This window comes from Streptomyces sp. NPDC032161 (assembly GCF_040636995.1).
Lineage (GTDB): Bacteria > Actinomycetota > Actinomycetes > Streptomycetales > Streptomycetaceae > Streptomyces.
Genome location: NZ_JBEZVN010000004.1, coordinates 337478 through 356973, shown reverse-complemented (window position 1 = coordinate 356973; position 19496 = coordinate 337478). Strand labels below are relative to the sequence as shown.

Below are 19496 nucleotides of genomic sequence, written 5' to 3'. Positions count from 1 at the left end.
TCCCCTCAGTCCGGCGCGGGAACCGTCGGCCGCTCGTCGTGCATGGTGACGGTGTGGTCCGCACGATCCAGACGGGTGCGATCGTGCGGCGCCAGCACGGTCGCCGTCGACCTCTGCCGGGTCAGCGTGACCACGGGGCCGGCACGGCGGCCCCTCGTTCGTGGTCGACCTGGGCCGGTCCCACTCGCTCCCCTGTCCGAGTACGCGACCCCGGGCCGGGCGTCGGCCGACCCCGCCCCCGTCGCTCGACCCTCGCTCGGCATGCGTTCCGCCCGGCCGTCCGGCCGACGCTCCGCATCGTCCGGGGCTCCGCTCGTGCGGTCAGCCCCGCGGGGGTTCGCCGAAGAGGTCCACGGCGACACGCACGTCCCGGAGAGCGGAGGCCAGCGCGCTGACCGATCCGATCGCCCCCGCGATCAGCAGCAGCGAACGCCGCAGCCGCGGGATCTCGGGCTCACCACTGATCGCCATCGCGTCCAGGGCCGCCAGCTCGTCCTCGGCGATCCCCCGGTCGGGGAATTCCGCGGGGTGTCCCGCCAGCTCCCTGCGGAGTCGGGAGACGGCCGTACGCAGCTCCGTCACCCTCGGGTCCTCACCGCTGCTCGTCACCCGCGCCTGTCCCACGCTTCGCAACAAAGCACTCCCCCTCGCACGTCCATGTGCCAGTGTCCGACCGGGTCCCGGATCGCGGCCAAGTCTCCGGGGGTTCCCGCAAGTTAACGCCATGAAAGGTGTCGTGCGCCACTCCGCGGACAGAATTCAGGGGTCCCGTACGGGTGATCCGCGCGGCGCGCTGTAGACCCCGCCGCACCAGGTCATCGCACCCCTGTTCCACCCCGCCCGCCCCACCCGCCACTCGCACGTCCCGGCGCGTCCGAGGCACCGCGTCCGGGGTAGGAACTCCGCATGAATCGAACAGATCGGATCCCGGTGGTCGCGGGGCTGCTGCTCGCCGCGGGCGGTGGGCGCCGACTCGGCGGGCGCCCCAAGGCGTTGCTCGAACACCGCGGCCGTCCCCTGGTGGAGCACACGGTGCGGGTGCTGCGGGCGGGCGGCTGCGACCGCGTGCATGTGGTGCTGGGCGCCGCGGCCGACGAGGTACGCGAGCGGGCCGACCTCACCGGGTGCGCGGTGACCGTCAACCCCGGGTGGACGGAGGGCATGGGCTCGTCGCTGCGGGCGGGACTCCGGGCCCTCGCCGCCACGGAAGCCGACGCGGCCCTGGTGCTCCTGGTCGACCAGCCGGGCATCGGACCGGAGGCGGTGGCCCGGGTGCGGTCCGCCTGCCGCTCCCGCGCCGGTCTCGTCGCGGCCGCGTACGGCGGCGAGCGCGGTCATCCGGTGCTGATCGGGGCCGACCGGTGGGCGGATGTCTCTGCGGAGGCGGCGGGCGACCGGGGCGCGCGCTCGTACCTGCGGGCGCACCGCGACGCGCTCGGGCTCGTCGAGTGTTCGGACGTCGCCGAGGCGTACGACATCGACGACCCGGAGGACCTGAGACATCTCGCGTGAGAAATCACCCCTGAGGCACACGAGAAGTGAACATCGAGGCGTGAGGAACTGGGCGACGGCGGGACTCCGCGCCACCGCCCGGCGACTTCCGTCGTCCGGAGGGCCTCGACATCAACAAACCATTGAACTTCCACTATGAGAAAACTAATATCCACAGATCAGAAGCCATCTGCATCCCACAAGGCATCCCGCACCCACGTCCCGGAGCCCCGGCACGCCATGCCGTGCCGTCTGACCGGCGACCGTGGGGCCGTCCGCGCCGCCCGCTCAAGGAGTGACAGCTCATGTCCGCACCAGCGCCGTCACCGCTGGCCATCGTCGATGCCGAGCCCCTGCCCCGGCAGGACGAGGTCCTGACCGACGCGGCCCTCGCGTTCGTGGCCGAGCTGCACCGCCGGTTCACGCCCCGCCGCGACGAGTTGCTCGCCCGCCGCGCCGAGCGCCGGGCCGAGATCGCCCGCACCTCCACGCTGGACTTCCTGCCCGAGACGGCGGCGATCCGCGGGGACGACACCTGGCGGGTCGCACCGGCCCCCGCCGCGCTGGAGGACCGCCGTGTGGAGATCACCGGTCCGACCGACCGCAAGATGACCGTCAACGCCCTGAACTCCGGCGCCCGGGTCTGGCTCGCGGACTTCGAGGACGCGTCCGCCCCGACGTGGGAGAACGTGATCCTCGGCCAGCTCAATCTGATCGACGCCTACACCCGTTCCATCGACTTCAGGGACCCGAGGACCGGCAAGTCGTACGCGCTGAGGCCCGCCGACGAACTCGCCACCGTCGTCACCCGTCCGCGCGGCTGGCACCTGAACGAGCGTCATCTCCAACTGGACGGCACCCCGGTGCCGGGCGCGCTGGTCGACTTCGGCCTCTATTTCTTCCACAACGCCCGGCGCCTCGTCGACCTCGGCAAGGGTCCGTATTTCTACCTCCCGAAGACGGAGTCCCATCTGGAGGCGCGCCTCTGGAACGACGTCTTCGTCTTCGCCCAGGACTACGGCGGCATCCCGCAGGGCACGGTCCGCGCCACCGTCCTCATCGAGACGATCACCGCCGCGTACGAGATGGAGGAGATCCTGTACGAACTGCGCGACCACGCCTCCGGGCTGAACGCGGGCCGTTGGGACTACCTGTTCTCCATCGTCAAGAACTTCCGTGACGGCGGGGCGGAGTTCGTCCTCCCCGACCGCAACGCGGTGACGATGACCGCCCCGTTCATGCGCGCGTACACCGAACTCCTCGTCCGCACCTGCCACAAGCGCGGTGCGCACGCCATCGGCGGCATGGCGGCGTTCATTCCGTCGCGCCGGGACGCGGAGGTCAACAAGGTGGCCTTCGAGAAGGTCAAGGCGGACAAGGACCGCGAAGCCCGCGACGGCTTCGACGGCTCCTGGGTCGCCCACCCGGACCTGGTCCCGATCGCCATGGCCTCCTTCGACGCGGTCCTCGGCGAGAGGCCGAACCAGAAGGACCGGTTGCGCGAGGACGTGTCGGTGGCCGCGGGCGACCTGATCGCCATCGGCACCCTGGACGCCAGGCCCACCTACGACGGCCTGCGCAACGCCGTCGCGGTCGGCATCCGCTACATCGAGGCGTGGCTGCGCGGCCTGGGCGCGGTCGCAATCTTCGACCTGATGGAGGACGCGGCCACCGCGGAGATCTCGCGCTCGCAGATCTGGCAGTGGATCAACGCGGGCGTGGTCTTCGAGAACGGCGAGCGGGCCACGGCTGAGCTGGCCCGCGAGGTCGCCGCCGAGGAACTCGCCGCGATCCGCGCCGAGACCGGCGACGAGGCGTTCACCGCCGGGCAGTGGCAGCAGGCCCACGACCTGCTGCTCCAGGTCGCCCTGGACCAGGACTACGCGGACTTCCTGACCCTGCCCGCGTACGAGCGGCTGCGCTGAGCCGCGCCGCCCGCGCCGCCGTGTCGTCGGCGGCGCGGGACGGTGTACACGGACCGGTCTCCCGGAGCCGCCGGATCCGGGAGACCGTGTCGCGTCCGTCCGCTACTTCAGCCCGGAGTCGACCGCGTTGAGCAGCGTGCCCTGCGGGGTGTCGCCGGACATCTCCCAGATCATGACGCCCAGCAGATCCTTGTCCTTGACGTACGCGGTCTTCCTGCCGATGGACCAGGTGTCGTCGAAGGACCACCACTGGCTGCCGGTGTAGCCGTACGTGGAGATCGACTGTTCGTCGTGATGGACCGTCATCGTCGGGTAGGCGCCGATGAGGTTGGCGTAGCCGCGCGTTCCGGCCTCCTCCGCGAACTGGCCGGGGGCCGCGCCTCCCGCGGACTGCCACTCGCCCGCGACCCCGCCGTCCGTGACGCCCTGCCAGCCGCGCCCGTAGAAGGGGATGCCGAGGGTCAGCTTGCGGGGTTCGACTCCCGCGTCCGTGTACGCCTTGATGGCGGCGTCGGCGCTGAAGTGGAAGTCGTACGGGTCCTGTTCGTCGGTGTAGAGGTTGGCCTGGTGGCCGGTGCGGTTGGGTTCCCAGGAGTTGTCGCTGCCGGAGCCGTGGAAGTCGTAGCCCTGGACATTGGCGACGTCGAGGGAGTCGAAGACCTTGTCCAGCTCCCAGCCCTCGCCGATCTTCTGCGGGTCGGCGGGCGTGAAGGCGGTGAGGAGCCGGTGGCCGCCGCCGAGGGCGTCCATCTGCTTGCGGAACTCGGCGAGCAGCAGCGTCAGGTTGGCCTTGTCGTCCGGTGAGTAGTGGTTGCCCGGGTGTCCGGTGCCGGTGCCCGGCCATTCCCAGTCGATGTCGAAGCCGTCGAAGATGCCGGCGGCCGTGCCCGGACCTCCGGCGCCGTTGTAGTCGGGCAGGTTGCCCTTCAGATACATGTCGACGCAGGAGGAGACGAACTTCTTGCGGGAGGCGTCGGTGGCCGCCACGTCGGAGAAGTACTTCGAGTACGTCCAGCCCCCGAGCGAGACCACGATCTTGAGGTTCGGGTGGAGCTCCTTCAGCTTCTTCAACTGGTTGAAGTTGCCCCGCAGTTTGGCCCATCCGTCGTCCGCGACACCGTCGACGGACTGGGCGGCGCTGAACGGGCGGCCGTAGTCGGCGTCGGCGTCACCGGCTCCGGTGCCCTGGTCGGGGTCCTGGGGGTCGGCGGTGGTGCCCTTGGTGACGCCGTTCAGGCAGGTGAGGTTGGTGGGATCGATGTTGGCGAAGGAGTAGTTGATGATGTCGAGCTTGTCCGCGGCGCCGGAGTCGTGGAGGTTCTTGACGAAGTACTGGCGGCCGTAGATGCCCCACTGGACGAAGTAGCCGACCTTGGCGTACTTGCCCTTGCCGACGATGTCGTCGGTCTTCACCGTGAGGGTGTTGCTGGCCGGGGAGGCGTTGTCGGCGGCGTCACGGGCCTTGACGGTGAAGGTGTACGAGGTCGAGGGCGAGAGCCCGCCGATGGTGGCGGTGGTCGTGGCGCCGGAGACGGTGGTGGCGAGTTCGCCGCCCCGGTAGACGTCGTAGGCGGCGACCCGCTGGTCGTCGGTCGACGCGGTCCACGCCAGGGTGACGGAGGAGGAGTCGGCCGCGGTGGAGCGCAGCGAACCCGGAGCGGTCGGCGGGGAGGTGTCGGTGGCCGGGTCGACGGTGGTGACGGCCAGTGGCGCGCTCTCGGCGGAGGTGTTGCCGCGGGTGTCGCGGGCCCGGACGGTGAAGGAGTAGGCGGTGGCGGGGGTGAGCCCGGTGACGGTGGTGCTGGTCGTCGCCGTCGCGGTGCCGACCACCTTGCCGCCCGCCAGGACGTCGTACGACGCCACGGGGAAGTCGCCCGCCGCGGCAGCCGTCCAGGACAGCGACGCGGTGCGGGCGGTGACGTCCGTCTGCTTCAGCCCGCCGGGGGCGCCCGGGGGCACGTCCGGTGCCCCGTCGCACTTGTCGCCGTTGATCCGGCACCCGGTCGGCGCGGAGACCGGGCCCTTGGCCACGAACCAGAAGCTGTACGGCTCGGTCGTGCTGTGCGCGGCGACCGTGCCGTTGTAGTGGGCGTTGCCCGCGGTGACGTGGCTGCCCCGGGTGGTGACGGTGCCGTTGTACGAGGTGTCGATCGTGACGCCGGCCGGCAGGTCGAATTCGAGACTCCAGCCGGTGACGGCGGTGTCGGTGTCGTTGTGCAGGACGTACGTCCCCTTCCACCACGAGCCGTTGTCGGCGGAGGTGAAGGTGGCCGTCAGCTTGCCCGCCGCGTGTGCGGGGGCGGCCTGCAACGACGGCAGTGCGAGGAGGAGTCCGAGGACGGCGACTGCGGCGGTCGCCGTTCTCCCTCTGGAGGTCAGGTGCTCGAACATGGTGTATCTCCCTTGAGGCAGGGACCGGTGAGGCGGTCCTGAAGGGGAGCGGAGACGTGTCTGGTGCCATGGAGCACGGGGGAAATTAAAAGGTCTGGACCAAGTCGTCAATAGGTACAGACCATTTGGGGGGCGCGTCGGACACCGTACGGGGGCGACGGCAGCGGACGACAGGCGGCGGTCCGACGGCCGGCCGAGCCCGTGCGCGGCCCGCGCTTCAGCAAACCGGCACCAAGTACAGGACAGGTGTGCGAATTCGGCTCGGCGGTGGCTATGATCACGCATGGCAAGGCTGTAGCGCAGAGGTCGTCGCGCCCTAGCATCGAGCTGGAGGACGTCGGTTCGAATCCGACCGGCCTTGCCACCTTTTCGTGGAGCGGAGTCGATGGCGTCGGTTCGTCCCGAGCGGGCGGAGACCCCGGTCGTCCCCTCCGGACCGGGTGCCGACGGGGACCTGGGAGTAGTGATGTTGCAGCCGATGCCCGTGCGCTGTCCCGCGATCGAGCACCCGGACATTCCGCTCGCCGACCCGGCACTGCTGGATCCGTTGCTGGAGCGGCTGGGCTCGGCGCGTCCGGTCAAGGCGGACGAGACCTTCGCGCTCGGTTCCTTGCGGGCGGACGGGCGGGTCGATCTGTGCAAGCAGGGGCTCGGTGTGGCGGGTGCGGCGCGGGTGATGCCCGCCGCCGCGCGGTCCCCGCACGCCGCGCACGTGCTGCTCGGCACCAACTCGCTGGGCGACGAGGGGGCGCGGGCCGTCGCCGACGCGCTCGCGACCGGCGGGCACGGCCTGCGCACCGTCTACCTCGGGTGCAACCGGATCGGAGCCGACGGGGCCTCGGCGCTCGCCGGCGCGCTCGCCGGGGACGACACCGTGCGGGCGCTGTGGCTGAAGCGCAACCCCGTGGGCGACGCCGGTGTCCGGGCGCTCACGGGGATGCTGCGCCGCAACACCACGCTGCGCACCCTGGACCTGGTCAACACCGGGCTCTCCACGGAGGGCCTCGGCGCGCTCCTTTCCGTACTCACCGAACGGTCCCGGCCGGTCGAGCGGTTGTTCCTCGGCGGCAACGGACTCGGCCCCGACGCCGCGCCGCTGCTCGCCGCGCTGATCCGGGACGCGGGGGTGCGGGAGCTGTACCTGCCGTCCAACCACCTCGGTGACACCGGTACCGCCGTGCTCGCCGCCGCCGCAGACCCCGCCCGGCCCGTCCGGCTCGGCCTCGGCGGCAACGGGATCGGGCCCGACGGGGCGCGCGCCCTGGCCGACGCGCTCGACGGGATCGAGGCGCTCGATCTGGGCCGTCCGCTGTCCGAACGGACCCTGGGGGCCAGCTCCAACCTGACCGGTGACGCCGGCGCCGACGCGCTGGCCGGGGCGCTGCACGGCAGTCCGCTGCGACGGCTGGAGCTGCGCCACACCGGGCTCACCGGACGGGGCGCGAAGACCCTGCTGGCCGCCGTCGACTCCCGGTCCTCCCTGGAGTACGTGGGGCTGGGCCCCGGTCTGCCCCGCCGGGTGAAGCGTTCCTTCGCGGCGCGACTGCGCCCGGACCGCGGCGCCCACGCGGACCTCCTCGCGGTCAGGAGCGTCTACCGATGAGTCCGAAGGCGGAGCAGGACGCGGGGACGAATTTCTTCGATCCGGAGGAGACGGCGAGCCTGCGGCAGGTGCGCCGGTACGCGGTGCCCCGCTGGATGATCGAGGCGTCCGCCGAGCGGCGCGCGGCCGGTGACTGGCGGGGGGCCTGCGCGGCGGCCCTGTTCGACGTGGCCTTCGACCTGTCGGAGGTCGCCTCGGCGCACGGTCCCGACGTGGCCGCGGCGCTCGGCGAGGATCTGCGCCATCTGGTGCCGGACCTGGTGCGCTGGCACCTGCCGCGCGTGCTGGGCGGACGCTCGACGCTCGCCGCCGATCTGACCGTCGTCCTGGCGGGCTACGGCGCCGTGGAGGGTGCGCCCGAGGCGGACGTCCCGTACCTCTGTCTGCGCACTCCCCCGATGATCGAGGGTCCGCAGCGGATCTCGCTCCGGTTCGGGGCGGTGCGGCTCGGCGGCGGCTCCCGTACCTTCCGCCCGGGGGTCATGGACTGGCGGGCCTGCCGGTATCTGTGGGACGCGCGGCGCGCCGGTGAACTGCGTGACCGCGTCGGCGGTGCGGACCGGTCGCCGTTCCTCCGCGCCGACGGCACACCGCTCGGGGCGGACGAACTGCCCGGCACGGACCCCGGTACGGCCGATCCGGTGGCCCACGCCGAATGGGTGACGTTGCTCCACCAACGGGGGCGGGTCACCGACTCCCTCGCGGCGGCCGGGATCGAGCTGGACACGACCGAGCCGGACACGCCGTCGTGGCACCGGGCGGAGCCGGAATCGGTCCTGGGGCGGCTGGCCCTGGACGTCGCCCGCCTGGAGGCGGAGGCCCGGCGGTTCGCCGATCTGTACGGGACGGACCGCCTCCAGATCAGCGGCGACTGGTACGCACGCATCCTGCTGGAGCTCGCGGGGGACCACGGCGACGGACGACTGCGGATCAGGCTCGTCGGACGGGACGCGGCCGCCGACGTGCCCTTCCTCCCTCCGGCGTACTGGCGGCGGCTGCCGGATCTCGACCTGTTGCGGACCGGTGCGCTGACTCCCGTTCAGCTGCATCCGCTGGTCACGCAGGCCCTGTTCCCCGGTACGGAGCCGGCCGGTCCACCGGGGCCGACGCCACCCGCGCCGGTACGCGTGCGGTGCCGCGGGGAATGGCACGAGGTCGCCTTCCGGGACGGAAGGCTCGCCACCCCGCACAGCGCGCAGGAGCAGCAGCGCGAGAACGCGCTGCGTGCCTTCGGCGGCGCGGTCACCGGATGCTTCGCGGTGGAGCACTCCTGCACCACCGGCACCGGCCGGCTCCCCAAGGCCCTGCGTGCCCAGCGACGGGACCTCTTCCTGCGCGCCCAGCACGGCGACACCCCGGGGGTGCTGGAGCTGCTGGACGCGGGCGTGGATCCCCGGGTGCGGGACGCCGGCCGGCGCAGCCTGCTCCATGTACTGCACCTCCTGGACCACGAGCCGCTGCTGCCCCGGCTGCTGGACGCCGGTCTCGACCTGGAGGCGCCGGACCACCGGGAGCGCACTCCGCTCTGCGTGGCGGTCGCCGACCGGGGCTCGACGGAGCTGGTGAGGGCGCTGGTCGAGGCCGGGGCACGGATCGACGTCACCGACCAGATGGAGCTCTCGCTGGCCCAGCTGATCCGCATGTACCGCCGGACGGACCTGCAGTTCCTCCGGGAACGGGTGGAGAAGGAGCACCCGGGCATCGGTGCCGAGTGGTGGGAGGAGTGGCAGGAGGAGCGGGAGGAATATGAGAGCGAGGACGAGGACGAGTGAGCACCGTCGCCCGTGACACCGCGGGGCAGCCGCCCGCGCCGCCCTCCCCCGCCGCGCCGGCGGGGCGTCCACCCGTGACGCCGTCACCGGCCGTCGGACCCGCGGAGCCGCCCGGGCCGTCGGTACCGGCCGCCGCGCCGGGGCCGCTGGAGGCCGCCGACGAGCTCAACCGCCGGCTCCGCTCGTCCCGCACGGAAGCCGCCGCCAACCCTCGACTCGAAGCACTTGCACTGGCCGTGACGGCCAATCAGCCCGTGCTGCTGTGGGGCGAGCCGGGGATCGGCAAGTCGGCCGGCATGGAACAGCTCGCCGCCGGGCTCGGTCTCGGACTGGAGACGGTCATCGCCAGTGTGCACGAGCCGTCCGACTTCGCCGGGCTGCCCGTCGTCGGCGACGACCCGGCCGTGACCGGGGTGCCGATGGCCCCGCCGGACTGGGCGGTACGGCTGGCGCGTGCGGGCCGGGGGCTGCTGTTCTTCGACGAGTTGTCGTCCGCTCCCCCCGCGGTGCAGGCGGCGTTGCTGCGTGTCGTGCTGGAACGGCGGGTGGGCAGCCTGACGTTGCCCGAGTCGGTGCGCATCGTGGCCGCGGCGAATCCGCCGTCGAGCGCGGCGGACGGGTGGCACCTCAGCCCGCCGCTCGCCAACCGCTTCGTACATCTGCACTGGACGCACGACCCGCGCACGGTGGCGCGCGGCATGGCCGGTACCTGGCCCGAAGTGACGGTCCCGGTCGTCGACGCCGCCCGTGTCCCGGGTTCGGCGGCACGGGCCCGCGGCGCGGTCTCCGGCTTCCTCACCGCGCGCCCCGGTCTCGTCCACCACATCCCCGCCGACGCGGAGAGCCGGGGCCGGGCCTGGCCGTCGCCGCGTACCTGGGACATGGCGCTGCGGCTGCTCGCCACCGGGTACGCGACGGGCGTCGGGCGGGAGGCGCTCGCCGCCGCGCTGGCCGGGGCGGTGGGCGACGGCGCGGGCATCGAGCTGCTGTCGTACCTGGAGAACCTCGATCTGCCCGACCCGGACCGGGTGCTGGCCAACCCCGACGCGTTCGCCCTGCCGGAGCGCGGCGACCGCCAACTGGCGTTCCTCATCGCGATCGTGGCGGCCGTCCAGGGCGATCTCACCCGGAAGCGCTGGGAGGCGGGCTGGGCGGTGCTGGCGAAGGCCGTGGACGCGGGCGTGCCCGACGTGGCGGCCAGGGCGGCGGTCGACCTGGCGTCGATGCGGGACACCGACTGGCCGGTGCCCGAGGGTATCGACGCGTTCGTGGAACTGCTCCAGCTGTCCGGCGCGCTGCCCCAGAGCGGCTGAGGCGGGTACGGCGGTGGCGAAGCCGGAAGCCGCCCCGGGGCGGGCCCAGTTGGACATGACCAAGCTGCTCGCCGCCCGCTACCGGGCGGCGACCGACCGGCCGTATCTGGCCTCGGCGCTGTACGCGCTGTCGGTGGTGCCGAGCACCGGGGTGCCGACGATGGGCGTGGACCGGCACTGGCGGTGCTACGTGTCACCCGCCTTCGTGGCGGCGACGCCGGTGGCGGAGCTGGCCGGGGTGTGGCTGCACGAGGTGGCGCATCTGCTGCGCGACCACCACGGCCGCGCGGAACGGCTGTCCGCCTCCGACCAGCGCGACCACCACCGTCTCAACGTGGCGCAGGACTGCGAGATCAACGACGACCTGATCGCGGACGGGCTGCCGCTGCCGGCGGGCCGGCTGGAACCCCGTCTCTTCGGCCTGCCGACCGGGCGGATCTTCGAGGAGTACCTGCCGTCGATTCCGCCGGGGCCGCCCGCCCACGACTGCGGTTCGGGCGCGCACGGGCAGCCCACTCCCTGGGAACTGCCCGGAAGCGAGGGGCCGACGAGCCTGGGCCCGGTGGAGGCGCAGGCGTTGCGGCGGCACACCGCGGAGGCCATGCGCGCCCATCGGCGCACCCGGGGCACGCTCCCGGGGGGCTGGGAGCGCTGGGCGGACGAGATCCTGGAGCCCAGCATCGACTGGCGGCAGGCGCTCGCGGGCGCCGTCCGCGAGGCCGCGGCCTGGGCGGCCGGGGCGATGGACTACACGTACCGGCGTCCCTCCCGGCGCAGTGCGGCGCTGCGCGGCGTGGTCCTGCCCAGCCTGCGCCGTCCACTGCCCCGGGTCGCCGTGGTCATCGACACCTCGGGGTCGATGGGGGACGACGAACTCGGCGCGGCGCTGGGCGAGGTCACCGGTGTACTGCGGGAGGTGGGCGTCCGGGGCAACCGGGTCACGGTGCTGGCCTGCGACGCGGACGTGCAGAGCGTGTCGCGGGTGACCTCCGCCGAGCAGGTCACCCTGGGCGGGGGCGGCGGCACCGACATGCGGGTGGGCATCTCCGCCGCGCTCGCGGCCCGGGACCGGCCGAACATCGTCGTCGTCCTCACCGACGGCTTCACCCCCTGGCCGGACGAGGCGCCCTCGTGCCGGCTCGTCGCGGCGCTCATCGGCGCGAACGCCCCGCAGCCGCCGCAGTGGGTGGAGACGGTGCGCGTCAACGGCTGACTCGCCGTCATTCTCCCCGGTCACGCCCGAAGACGGCCGCCGCGTGTCCTGCGTGCCCGGCTCACTCGCCCAGGACGACGGTGCGCTGGGCGGAGAAGTCGCCCCATTTCCCGTCCGGCAGCTTGGCGCGGATCTTGAGGGAGTAGCGGGTGCCGCGCGGGTCCGTGACGGTGAGCCGGTAGTGCGCCCGGCCGGCGGGCGGGGTCGAGCCCCACACGATCGTGGTGGTCGGTCTGCCGTCCATGAAGAGTTGGTACGCCGGGATCTCGCCGCCTGTCTCCGGCTGCTCCCAGTCCAGGTCGATGGCGTACTCCTTGCCCTGTGCCCGGTTGGTGATCCGCAGGTCGGTGGGGGCGGTGGAGGCGGGCGCGCCCGGCGCGGACGCGGTGGTGAGGTCGACGGCCTCGCTGTCCGGCGAGGAGTTGTCGGCGGCGTCGCGGGCGCGCACGGTGAAGGTGTAGACGGTGCCGGGGCGCAGCCCGGTCACATGAGCCGTGGTCTCGGTGCCCGGCACGGTGTGGATCCGTGAGTCCTCCTGGTAGATGTCGTACGCGGTGACGCCGACGTCGTCCGTGGAACGGCTCCAGGACAGGTCGACCGCCCGGCCGCCGTCCACGGTGCCGCGCACCTTCGGCGGGCGGGTCGGGGGCCCGTGGTCGGCGGGGGTCGCGGCCGGGGTGGTGACGGTCGCGGCGGCGCTCGGCGCGGAGAGGTTCCCGGCGGCGTCGCGGGCGCGCACGGTGAACGTGTAGGAGGTCGAGGCGGTCAGACCGTCGATGTCGGTCATGACCTTGGCCGCGGGAAGGGACTTCACCTTCTCGGGTCCGCCCTCCCCCGTCCTGCGGTAGACCTCGTAGCCGGTGACCGCCTTGTCGTCGGACGCCCGCTCCCACATGACGTGCACGGAGGTGGCACTGCCGGCCTGGGCCGTCACGTGGCTCGGCACCGTGGGCGCGCTGGTGTCCGCCTCCGGGGCGGAGCCGCAGGCGGTGAGCGCGGCGAGGAGCAGGGCGGCGGTGCAGGCCGACGCGGCGGCGGTGTGGGGGCGTTGCACGGTCGTGCCTTCCGTCCGGCAGCAATGGTCCAGACCTGTATCGCACGATGCGGGGGTCGCGGACAAGAGGGCGGATCGGAACGTTCCGCAATGTGCCGGTGTGTGCGTGTGGTCGTCCGCGTGACCCGTCGGCGCGGCGAGGGAAGTGACGTACGGTCGGCCGATGTTGTGCATACGAGGAATCGTGCTGCCGGAACGCGAGGAGCGGGTGTTCCGGATCGACGGCGGGGTGCTGCGCGAGGGCGCACCGCCAGGCGGACTCGCGCGGCGGGACACGGAGTTGGTCGTCGACGGCGGCTGGCTGCTGCCCGGACTCGTCGACGTGCACACCCATCCGGGGGCGCTGTCGACGGACGAACCGTTCGACGAGGAACTGCTGCGCGAGCAGTTGGGTGAGCACCGGGACGCCGGGGTGCTGGCGGTGCGCACCCCGGGCACCGCCGCGCGGATGCCCTCGTGGGTGGACGAGGACCCGGAACTGCCGCGTGTGACGTCGGCGGGGCGGTGGCTGGCCACGCCCGGCCGGTTCTTCCCCGGCTTCGGGCGCGATGTGACCGAGGACGACCTGGTGCGGGCCGCCGTGGAGGAGGCCACCGCCTCGTCCGGCTGGTGCAAGGTGATCGGCGACTGGGCACAGGACGAACCGGCCGTGCCGCTGCCGCTGTTGACCTCGGTCGTGGAGGCGGTGCACGCGGTGGGCGGGAAGGTCGCCGTGCACTGCCAGACCACCGAGGGCTCGCGCAACGCCGTGCTGGCGGGCGCCGACAGTCTGGAGCACGGGATGCATCTGGACCCGGCGCTGCTCGACCGGATGGCCGCGCAGGGCACGGCGTTCGTCCCGACGCTGAGCGTCTTCGGGGCGCGGGCGGACGAGATGCGGGCGCGGGAACCCGGCGTGCGCCGCGATCTGTGGCTGGCGGGCTGGGACGTCATGCCCGGCACCGTGCGGGCGGCTCACGAGGCGGGCGTCACGGTCCTGGCGGGCACCGACTCCTTCCCGTGCGGAACGGTCGCGGGCGAGATGTCCTGGCTGGTACGGGCCGGGCTGTCGGCCACGGCGGCGCTCGGGGCGGCGTCCTGGACCGCGCGGGCCTGGCTCGGGCTGCCGGGCCTCGTGGACGGTGCGCCCGCCGACGTCGTCGCGTACGCGGCCGATCCGACACGGGACCCGGCCGTTCTGGAACACCCGAGCCGGATCGTGCTGCGGGGGCGCGTGGTGCGATGAGCGCGCCGCCCCTGGGACCGGCGCCGTGTCGTTCTGGGCCGGGCGGCGGCCGTGTCCCCGGCCACCGCCCGGCAAACCTTCGGCCGCCCGGCGCGAGGAGCTTACGTGCCGTAGGCCGCGTACGCCGGTGCGCACGTCATATGACCTGCGCTTTCATTCCTCCCACGTAGATCGTCCGGACCCGTGACCCGACGATCGGCGGCTCCGTTGGGGCTGGCGAACGGCTCACGCGGAGTGGGCCGGAGAACGGAGGAGAGAACCGTATGACCAAGAGGATGACGCTGGCCGCGGCGGCCCTGACCGCCGGTCTGGGCCTGACCTTCAGCCCCGTCGCCCAGGCCGTGCAGAGCCCGGTCGCCGCGCACGCGGCGAAGGCACCGGCCGCGGTCTGCACCGTCAACGACAACGGGGTGAACTTCCGCGGCGGACCGGGCACGGACTATCCGGTCCTGGGCCAGGTGAACAAGGGCCAGAACCTCGAGAAGCGCGGCACGCAGGGCAACTGGGTCATGGGCGACCTGTGGGGCGGGCGCACCGGCGTCTGGATCCACAAGGCCTACCTCAACTGCTGAGGCCGCCGCGCCCCGGGGCCCTCGGCCGCTGAGATCCGAGCGCCCCTGCCCCGTCCCCGCCGGGCCCCGCACCGCGCTCACCGCGCGGTGCGGGGCCTCGTGACGTTCCGGCGGCCTTCGTCGTACCGATGCACCGGCCGCCGAATCCTCGTACCGCGGCACGCGCGGCGCGCCGCCGTACGGACCGCGCCCGCGTCCGGGCGCGACAGTGCGCGCGGGGGCGACTGGTCAGTGTGCGGGCCCCTGGGCGGACGGGCTCGCCGGGACCGGGCCGTTCTCCCCGGCCTCCTGGCCGTCCGGGTCCGGCATCCCCCGGTCCTCCCTCGCGCCGAGGTGGTTGAAGGCCAGGTTCAGCAGGATCGCGACGACGCAGCCGGTCGAGATGCCGGAGTCGAGCACCACGAGCAGATCCCCCGGGAAGGCGTGGTAGAAGTCCGGCGCCGCGATCGGGATCAGACCGATACCCAGGGCCGCGGCCACGATCAGCGCGTTCTCGCCCTTCTCCAGGGCGGCGGCCGCCAGCGTCTGGATGCCGCTCGCGGCGACCGAGCCGAAGAGCACGATGCCCGCGCCGCCGAGGACCGGCAGCGGGACGAGCGCGATGACGGACGCGGCGGCGGGCACCAGACCGAGGAGGATCAGGATCCCGCCGCCCGCGGCGACCACGAAGCGACTGCGGACCCTGGTCATCGCGACGAGTCCGACGTTCTGCGCGAAGGCGCTGCACATGAAGCCGTTGAACAGCGGGCTGAGTGCGCTGCCCAGTGTGTCGGCGCGCAGCCCTCCCTCGATGGTCCGCTCGTCGGCCGGGCGGTCGACGATCCGGCCGAGCGCCAGCATGTCTGCGGTGGACTCGGTCATGCAGACCAGCATCACGATGCACATGGAGACGATCGCGGCGATCTCGAAGCGCGGCGCCCCGAAGTGGAACGGGGTGGGAAAGCCGATCAGCCCGGCGCCCCCGACGGCCCCGAAGTCGGTGATGCCGACCGGGATCGCGATCAGGGTGCCGATCACCAGACCGAGCAGGATGGCGATCTGCTGGAGGAAGCCGCGCAACAGCTTGCGCAGTGCGAGGACGATCAGCATCGTGACCGCCGCCATGGTGATGTTGGTCGCCGAGCCGTGGTCGGCCGCCCCGGCGTCGCCGCCCTGCGACCAGTTGAACGAGACCGGTAGCAGCGACACGCCGATCAGGGTGATCACGGTGCCGGTGACGACGGGCGGGAAGAAGCGCACCAGCTTGCAGAAGTACGGGGCGAGCAGGAATCCGAGCAGCCCCGCGACGATGATCGCGCCGAAGACGACGGCGATGCCGTCGTGTCCGCGGTCCTTGCCGATCGCCACCATCGGGGTGACCCCGGCGAACGAGACGCCGTTGACGAACGGCAGCCGGGCGCCGATGCGCCAGATGCCGAGGGTCTGGAGCAGGGTGGCCAGGCCGGCGGTGAAGAGGCTCGCCCCCATCAGGAAGGCGGTCTCCTTCGCGGTGAGCCCCATGGCGGGGCCCACGATCATGGGCGGGGCCACCACGCCCGCGTACATCGCGGCCACGTGCTGGAGGCCGCTGGTGAGCAGTTTCAGCGGGGGGAGCGTCTCGTCCACCGGGTGCTTCCGGTCCGCCGGACCGGTGGCGGGGACGGCGTCGGGGCCGGGAGCCGGGGCGCTGTCCGGGGCGGCGTCGGGTGTTGGGTCTGCGTCGTTGCGATACCTGGGCTTGGCTGCCACGGCGGTTCCTCCGGTCGGTTGCACGTCTGCGGTGACGTGGGTGTCGGGGAGGTGGGGCGAGCGGTGCTCCCGTGCAGGTGAGGGCAGGTGGGGGGGGGAGGCTGTGCGGGTGGTGCGGCGTCTGGTGCGGGCAGCGTTGTGCGCCGGTGCGGAGGCGTGTACGGGGTGTGCACGCGCCCCCGCACCGGTTGCCGTGGACCCGGATCGCGTGCGCGGCCGGTACGGGGTGTTCCGGGGCGTCAGGCCCCGGCGGCGATCCGCGCGAGGCGGCGAGCCTCGTCGCGAGTGGTACGGGCGATGGCGTCCTCGTCCGCGGTGATCAGGCGGCCGTCCTCGACGACCGGTCTGCCGTCGACGAGGGAGAGGGTGACCGGGGCGGCGGCACCGAGGACGAGCGCGGTGACCGGGTCCGCGATGGAGGCGTGGGCGAGGGTGTCCATGTTCCAGAGCACCAGGTCGGCGAGCTTGCCGGGTTCCAGGGAGCCGATCTCGTCGGCGCGGCCCAGCACCCGGGCGCCGCCGTGCGTTGCCAGGCGCAGGGCCTGACGGGCGTTCAGGGCCTTCTCCCGATGGGTCCCGAGGCGGTTGACGAGGAGGGCGTTGCGCAGTTCGGTGTGGAGTTCGCCGGACTCGTTGGAGGCGGTGCCGTCGACGCCGAGGCCGACCGGGACACCGGCCGCGAGCATGTCGGGGACGCGCGCGATGCCCGCGGCGAGCCGGGCGTTGGACGAGGGGCAGTGGGCGACGCCGGTGCCGGTGCGGGCGAAGGCGGCGATGTCGGAGTCGTTCATGTGGACGCAGTGCGCCATCCACACGTCGTCGCCGAGCCAGCCGGTCGACGCGAAGTAGTCGGTCGGTCCCATGCCGAAGAGTTCGTGGCAGAACTTCTCCTCCTCCACGGTCTCCGAGCCGTGGGTGTGCAGGCGCACCCCCTTGCGGCGGGCCAGCTCGGCGCCCTCGCGGAGGAGTTCGGTGGAGATGGAGAACGGGGAGCAGGGAGCGACGGCGATCCGGGTCATCGCGTCGAACGAGGGGTCGTGGTGGGCGTCGACGGTCGCCTCGGTGGCGGCGAGCGCGCCGTCGAGGGTCTCCACGGCGAAGTCCGGGGGCAGTCCCCCGTCCGTCTCGCCCCGGTCCATGGAGCCCCGGGCGAGGGTGAACCGTACGCCCATGTCACGGGCGGCCCCGATGATGGCACCGGACAGGTCACCGGCGCCCCGCGGGTAGACGTAGTGGTGGTCCATGGCGGTGGTGACCCCGCCCCGGGCCATCATGGCGAGCGAGCCCCGCGCCGCGGCGCGGACCATCGGTTCGTCGATGCGCGCCCATGTCGGGTAGAGGGCGACGAGCCAGTCGAACAGGTTGTGGTCGGTGGCGAGGCCGCGGGTGATCCACTGGTAGAAGTGGTGGTGCGTGTTGACCAGGCCGGGGGTGACCAGGTGCCCGGTGCCGTCGATGCGGCGTACGACGTTCTCCAGGCCCCCGGGTGCCCGTCCGGCCCCGACGCTCTCGATGCGATTGCCCGCGACGACGACGTGCCCGGAGGCGTACTCGGTGTCGTCGGCGTCGACGGTCGCGATCGCGCAGTGCTCGACGACGATGCGTTCCACGTGCTCGGGGACTGCTGTTGCGGCCATGGCGCTTCCCTCTCTGTCCGGCGGTACGGGCACGGCGGGAGCCTGGGGTCTGTCTTCGAACCGCAGCCTGCCGTGCGACGGCACTTCGAAGACACGGTCCAGGAGGATTCGAGTGCCACGGCCGGGCGGCCGCGGGCTCCGGGATGGTGGGTGATGAGCGGAGGGGTGACGACGCCCGGAGGGACCGGCGCGGCGCCGCGTCGGGGATCGGCTCAGAGATTCGTCATGTCGACCGGGATCCGAGGTTCGGTTCCGTCCCGCAGCACGGTGGCCTCGATGAGGCCGTACGGGCGGTCCGCCGCGAAGTAGACCTCGTTGTCGTTCTGGAGACCGAACGGTTCCAAATCCACGAGGAAGTGGTGCTTGTTCGGCAGCGAGAAGCGGATCTCGTCGATCTCGCCCCGGTGGTTGATGACGCGCGAACCCATTTGGTAGAGGGTCTGCTGGAGGGAGAGGGAGTACGTCTCGGCGAACGCCTGGAGCATGTGCTTGCGGGTCTGCTCGTAGGACTTCTCCCAGTCGGGCATCCGCGTCTCGTCGTCCGTCCAGTTGAACCGCCACCGGGCGGAGACCTCGGTGGCGAGGATGCGGTCGTGCGCCTCCTTGAGCGTGGTGTACTCGTCCTTGACGTAGCCCCGGAACTCGGAGTGCGTGGAGTTCATCACCACGAGGTCCTTGAGCCCCGAGATGATCTGCCACTTCTCGCCGTCGTAGGTGATCTGGGCCGTGCGCGTCTCCTGGCCCCGGCGGACGAAGGAGTGCTTGACCTCGTCGGCTCCGATGAACCGCGCGCTCGCGTCCGAGGTGGCGATGCGCTCCCAGGAGTACTCCTCGATCCGGATCCGGGCGACCTCGATCGGCTCCTGGGACGTCACGAAGTGGCGGGCGAGGTGGATGCCGAACTGCTCGGCGGATTCGATGCCGTGCTTCTTGGCGAACGCGTACACCGTGTTCTTGGTGGTGTCGGTCGGCAGGACGTGGGCGTTGGATCCGGAGTAGTGGACGTCCTCCATGTCGCCGGAGAGGGCGACGGAGACGTTCAGGTCCTTGATGTGGTGGGTGTCGCCGTCCCGGGTGATCCTGACGACGCGGTTCTCCGCCTTGCCGTACTGGTTCTGGCCGAGGACCACAGGGCGGGTGCGGGGGGAATCGGCGGTCATGTCGGTGCTAGCTCCCTCGGTAAACGGAGTAGCCGAACGGGTTGAGCAGCAGCGGTACGTGATAGTGCTCGCCCGGGACGACGGCGAAGGTGATCGCCACCTCGGGGAAGAACACGCCGCTGTCCCTTGCGCGGGGGGCGTCCTGCTGTGCCTCGGCCGGCCTCTTGCTGGCGGTGTGCGACTCGAAGTACGCCTCGGTGTCGAAGTCGAGACGTACGTGGGTGGTGCCTTCCGGCAGTGCCGGCAGGTCCTTGCAGCGGCCGTCCGCGTCGGTGGCGGAACCGCCGAGCGCGGTCCACGGGGCGTCCCTCCCGCCACGGGCGGCGAGCCGGACGGCGACGGCCGCGGCGGGGCGGCCGGTGCTGGTGTCCAGGATGTGGGTGGACACCGATGCGGTGGCGGAGGTGCTCAA

The 19496-nt window shown here is 72.5% G+C and carries 15 protein-coding genes, 1 tRNA gene and 1 pseudogene; 9 read left to right on the top strand and 8 right to left on the bottom strand.

All coding sequences use genetic code 11. The features are described from left to right. Positions 1-5: 5 nt before the first annotated feature. A pseudogene (locus AB0E67_RS13890) lies at positions 6-175 on the bottom strand (ABC transporter ATP-binding protein); the annotation flags it as partial. A 146-nt stretch (positions 176-321) separates the two neighbouring features. Then, the gene (locus tag AB0E67_RS13885) at positions 322-624 is read right to left on the bottom strand and encodes a DUF5955 family protein (RefSeq protein ID WP_351518626.1); all 303 of its coding nucleotides are present in this window, start codon (positions 622-624) and stop codon (positions 322-324) included. A gap of 282 nt (positions 625-906) precedes the next feature. Between AB0E67_RS13885 and AB0E67_RS13880 the strand changes: the two genes are divergently transcribed. Together AB0E67_RS13880 and aceB are read left to right on the top strand one after the other, a co-directional pair. Then, positions 907-1512: a nucleotidyltransferase family protein gene (locus AB0E67_RS13880; protein WP_362025346.1), complete on the top strand. Its 606-nt coding sequence runs from the start codon at positions 907-909 to the stop codon at positions 1510-1512. Positions 1513-1796: 284 nt separating this feature from the next. Next, positions 1797-3416 (top strand): malate synthase A, encoded by a 1620-nt coding sequence (gene aceB / locus AB0E67_RS13875; protein WP_362025343.1) that lies wholly within the window; start codon positions 1797-1799, stop codon positions 3414-3416. A 102-nt stretch (positions 3417-3518) separates the two neighbouring features. On the opposite strand, the gene AB0E67_RS13870 is transcribed toward aceB, so the two are convergent. Further along, positions 3519-5807 carry a glycosyl hydrolase family 18 protein gene (locus AB0E67_RS13870; RefSeq protein WP_362025340.1) on the bottom strand — a complete coding sequence of 763 codons (2289 nt, stop codon included), beginning with the start codon at positions 5805-5807 and terminating at the stop codon, positions 3519-3521. A 288-nt stretch (positions 5808-6095) separates the two neighbouring features. On the opposite strand from AB0E67_RS13870, the gene AB0E67_RS13865 reads away from it, so the two are divergent. The 5 genes from AB0E67_RS13865 (at position 6096) to AB0E67_RS13845 (ending at position 11708) form a co-directional block, all read left to right on the top strand. Beyond that, a tRNA-Arg gene (locus AB0E67_RS13865) sits at positions 6096-6171 on the top strand. A gap of 102 nt (positions 6172-6273) precedes the next feature. Next, entirely contained in the window at positions 6274-7410 is a 1137-nt protein-coding gene (locus tag AB0E67_RS13860; protein WP_362025580.1) for a gala protein, read from the top strand. Then, positions 7407-9182, top strand: coding sequence for an ankyrin repeat domain-containing protein (locus AB0E67_RS13855; RefSeq protein WP_362025337.1), 1776 nt, complete (start codon positions 7407-7409; stop codon positions 9180-9182). The genes AB0E67_RS13860 and AB0E67_RS13855 overlap by 4 nt, the downstream gene beginning before the upstream one ends. A 146-nt stretch (positions 9183-9328) precedes the next feature. Further along, the gene (locus AB0E67_RS13850) at positions 9329-10495 is read left to right on the top strand and encodes a sigma 54-interacting transcriptional regulator (RefSeq protein ID WP_362025577.1); all 1167 of its coding nucleotides are present in this window, start codon (positions 9329-9331) and stop codon (positions 10493-10495) included. Positions 10496-10550: 55 nt separating this feature from the next. Next, positions 10551-11708 carry a VWA-like domain-containing protein gene (locus AB0E67_RS13845; protein WP_362025574.1) on the top strand — a complete coding sequence of 386 codons (1158 nt, stop codon included), beginning with the start codon at positions 10551-10553 and terminating at the stop codon, positions 11706-11708. Positions 11709-11769: 61 nt separating this feature from the next. Here AB0E67_RS13845 and AB0E67_RS13840 read toward each other — a convergent pair whose 3' ends face one another. Further along, positions 11770-12762, bottom strand: coding sequence for a fibronectin type III domain-containing protein (locus AB0E67_RS13840; RefSeq protein WP_362025334.1), 993 nt, complete (start codon positions 12760-12762; stop codon positions 11770-11772). Positions 12763-12925: 163 nt separating this feature from the next. Here AB0E67_RS13840 and AB0E67_RS13835 point away from each other — a divergent pair, with 163 nt between their 5' ends. Next, entirely contained in the window at positions 12926-13987 is a 1062-nt protein-coding gene (locus AB0E67_RS13835; RefSeq protein WP_362025331.1) for an amidohydrolase family protein, read from the top strand. 263 nt (positions 13988-14250) lie between these two features. Continuing rightward, the gene (locus AB0E67_RS13830) at positions 14251-14559 is read left to right on the top strand and encodes an SH3 domain-containing protein (protein WP_362025328.1); all 309 of its coding nucleotides are present in this window, start codon (positions 14251-14253) and stop codon (positions 14557-14559) included. A gap of 228 nt (positions 14560-14787) precedes the next feature. Here the strand turns inward: AB0E67_RS13830 and AB0E67_RS13825 are convergent, their stop codons facing one another. The 4 genes from AB0E67_RS13825 to uraH form a co-directional block, all read right to left on the bottom strand. Next, a complete protein-coding gene (locus tag AB0E67_RS13825) occupies positions 14788-16164 on the bottom strand; it encodes a nucleobase:cation symporter-2 family protein (RefSeq protein ID WP_362025571.1) in 1377 nt (458 codons plus the stop codon). Between the two features lie 362 nt (positions 16165-16526). After that, on the bottom strand, positions 16527-17924 hold the full coding sequence (locus tag AB0E67_RS13820; protein ID WP_362025325.1) for an 8-oxoguanine deaminase: 1398 nt from the start codon (positions 17922-17924) through the stop codon (positions 16527-16529). Positions 17925-18136: 212 nt separating this feature from the next. Then, the gene (pucL, locus tag AB0E67_RS13815) at positions 18137-19084 is read right to left on the bottom strand and encodes a factor-independent urate hydroxylase (RefSeq protein ID WP_362025323.1); all 948 of its coding nucleotides are present in this window, start codon (positions 19082-19084) and stop codon (positions 18137-18139) included. 7 nt (positions 19085-19091) lie between these two features. Next, positions 19092-19496: a hydroxyisourate hydrolase gene (gene uraH, locus AB0E67_RS13810; protein ID WP_362025320.1), complete on the bottom strand. Its 405-nt coding sequence runs from the start codon at positions 19494-19496 to the stop codon at positions 19092-19094.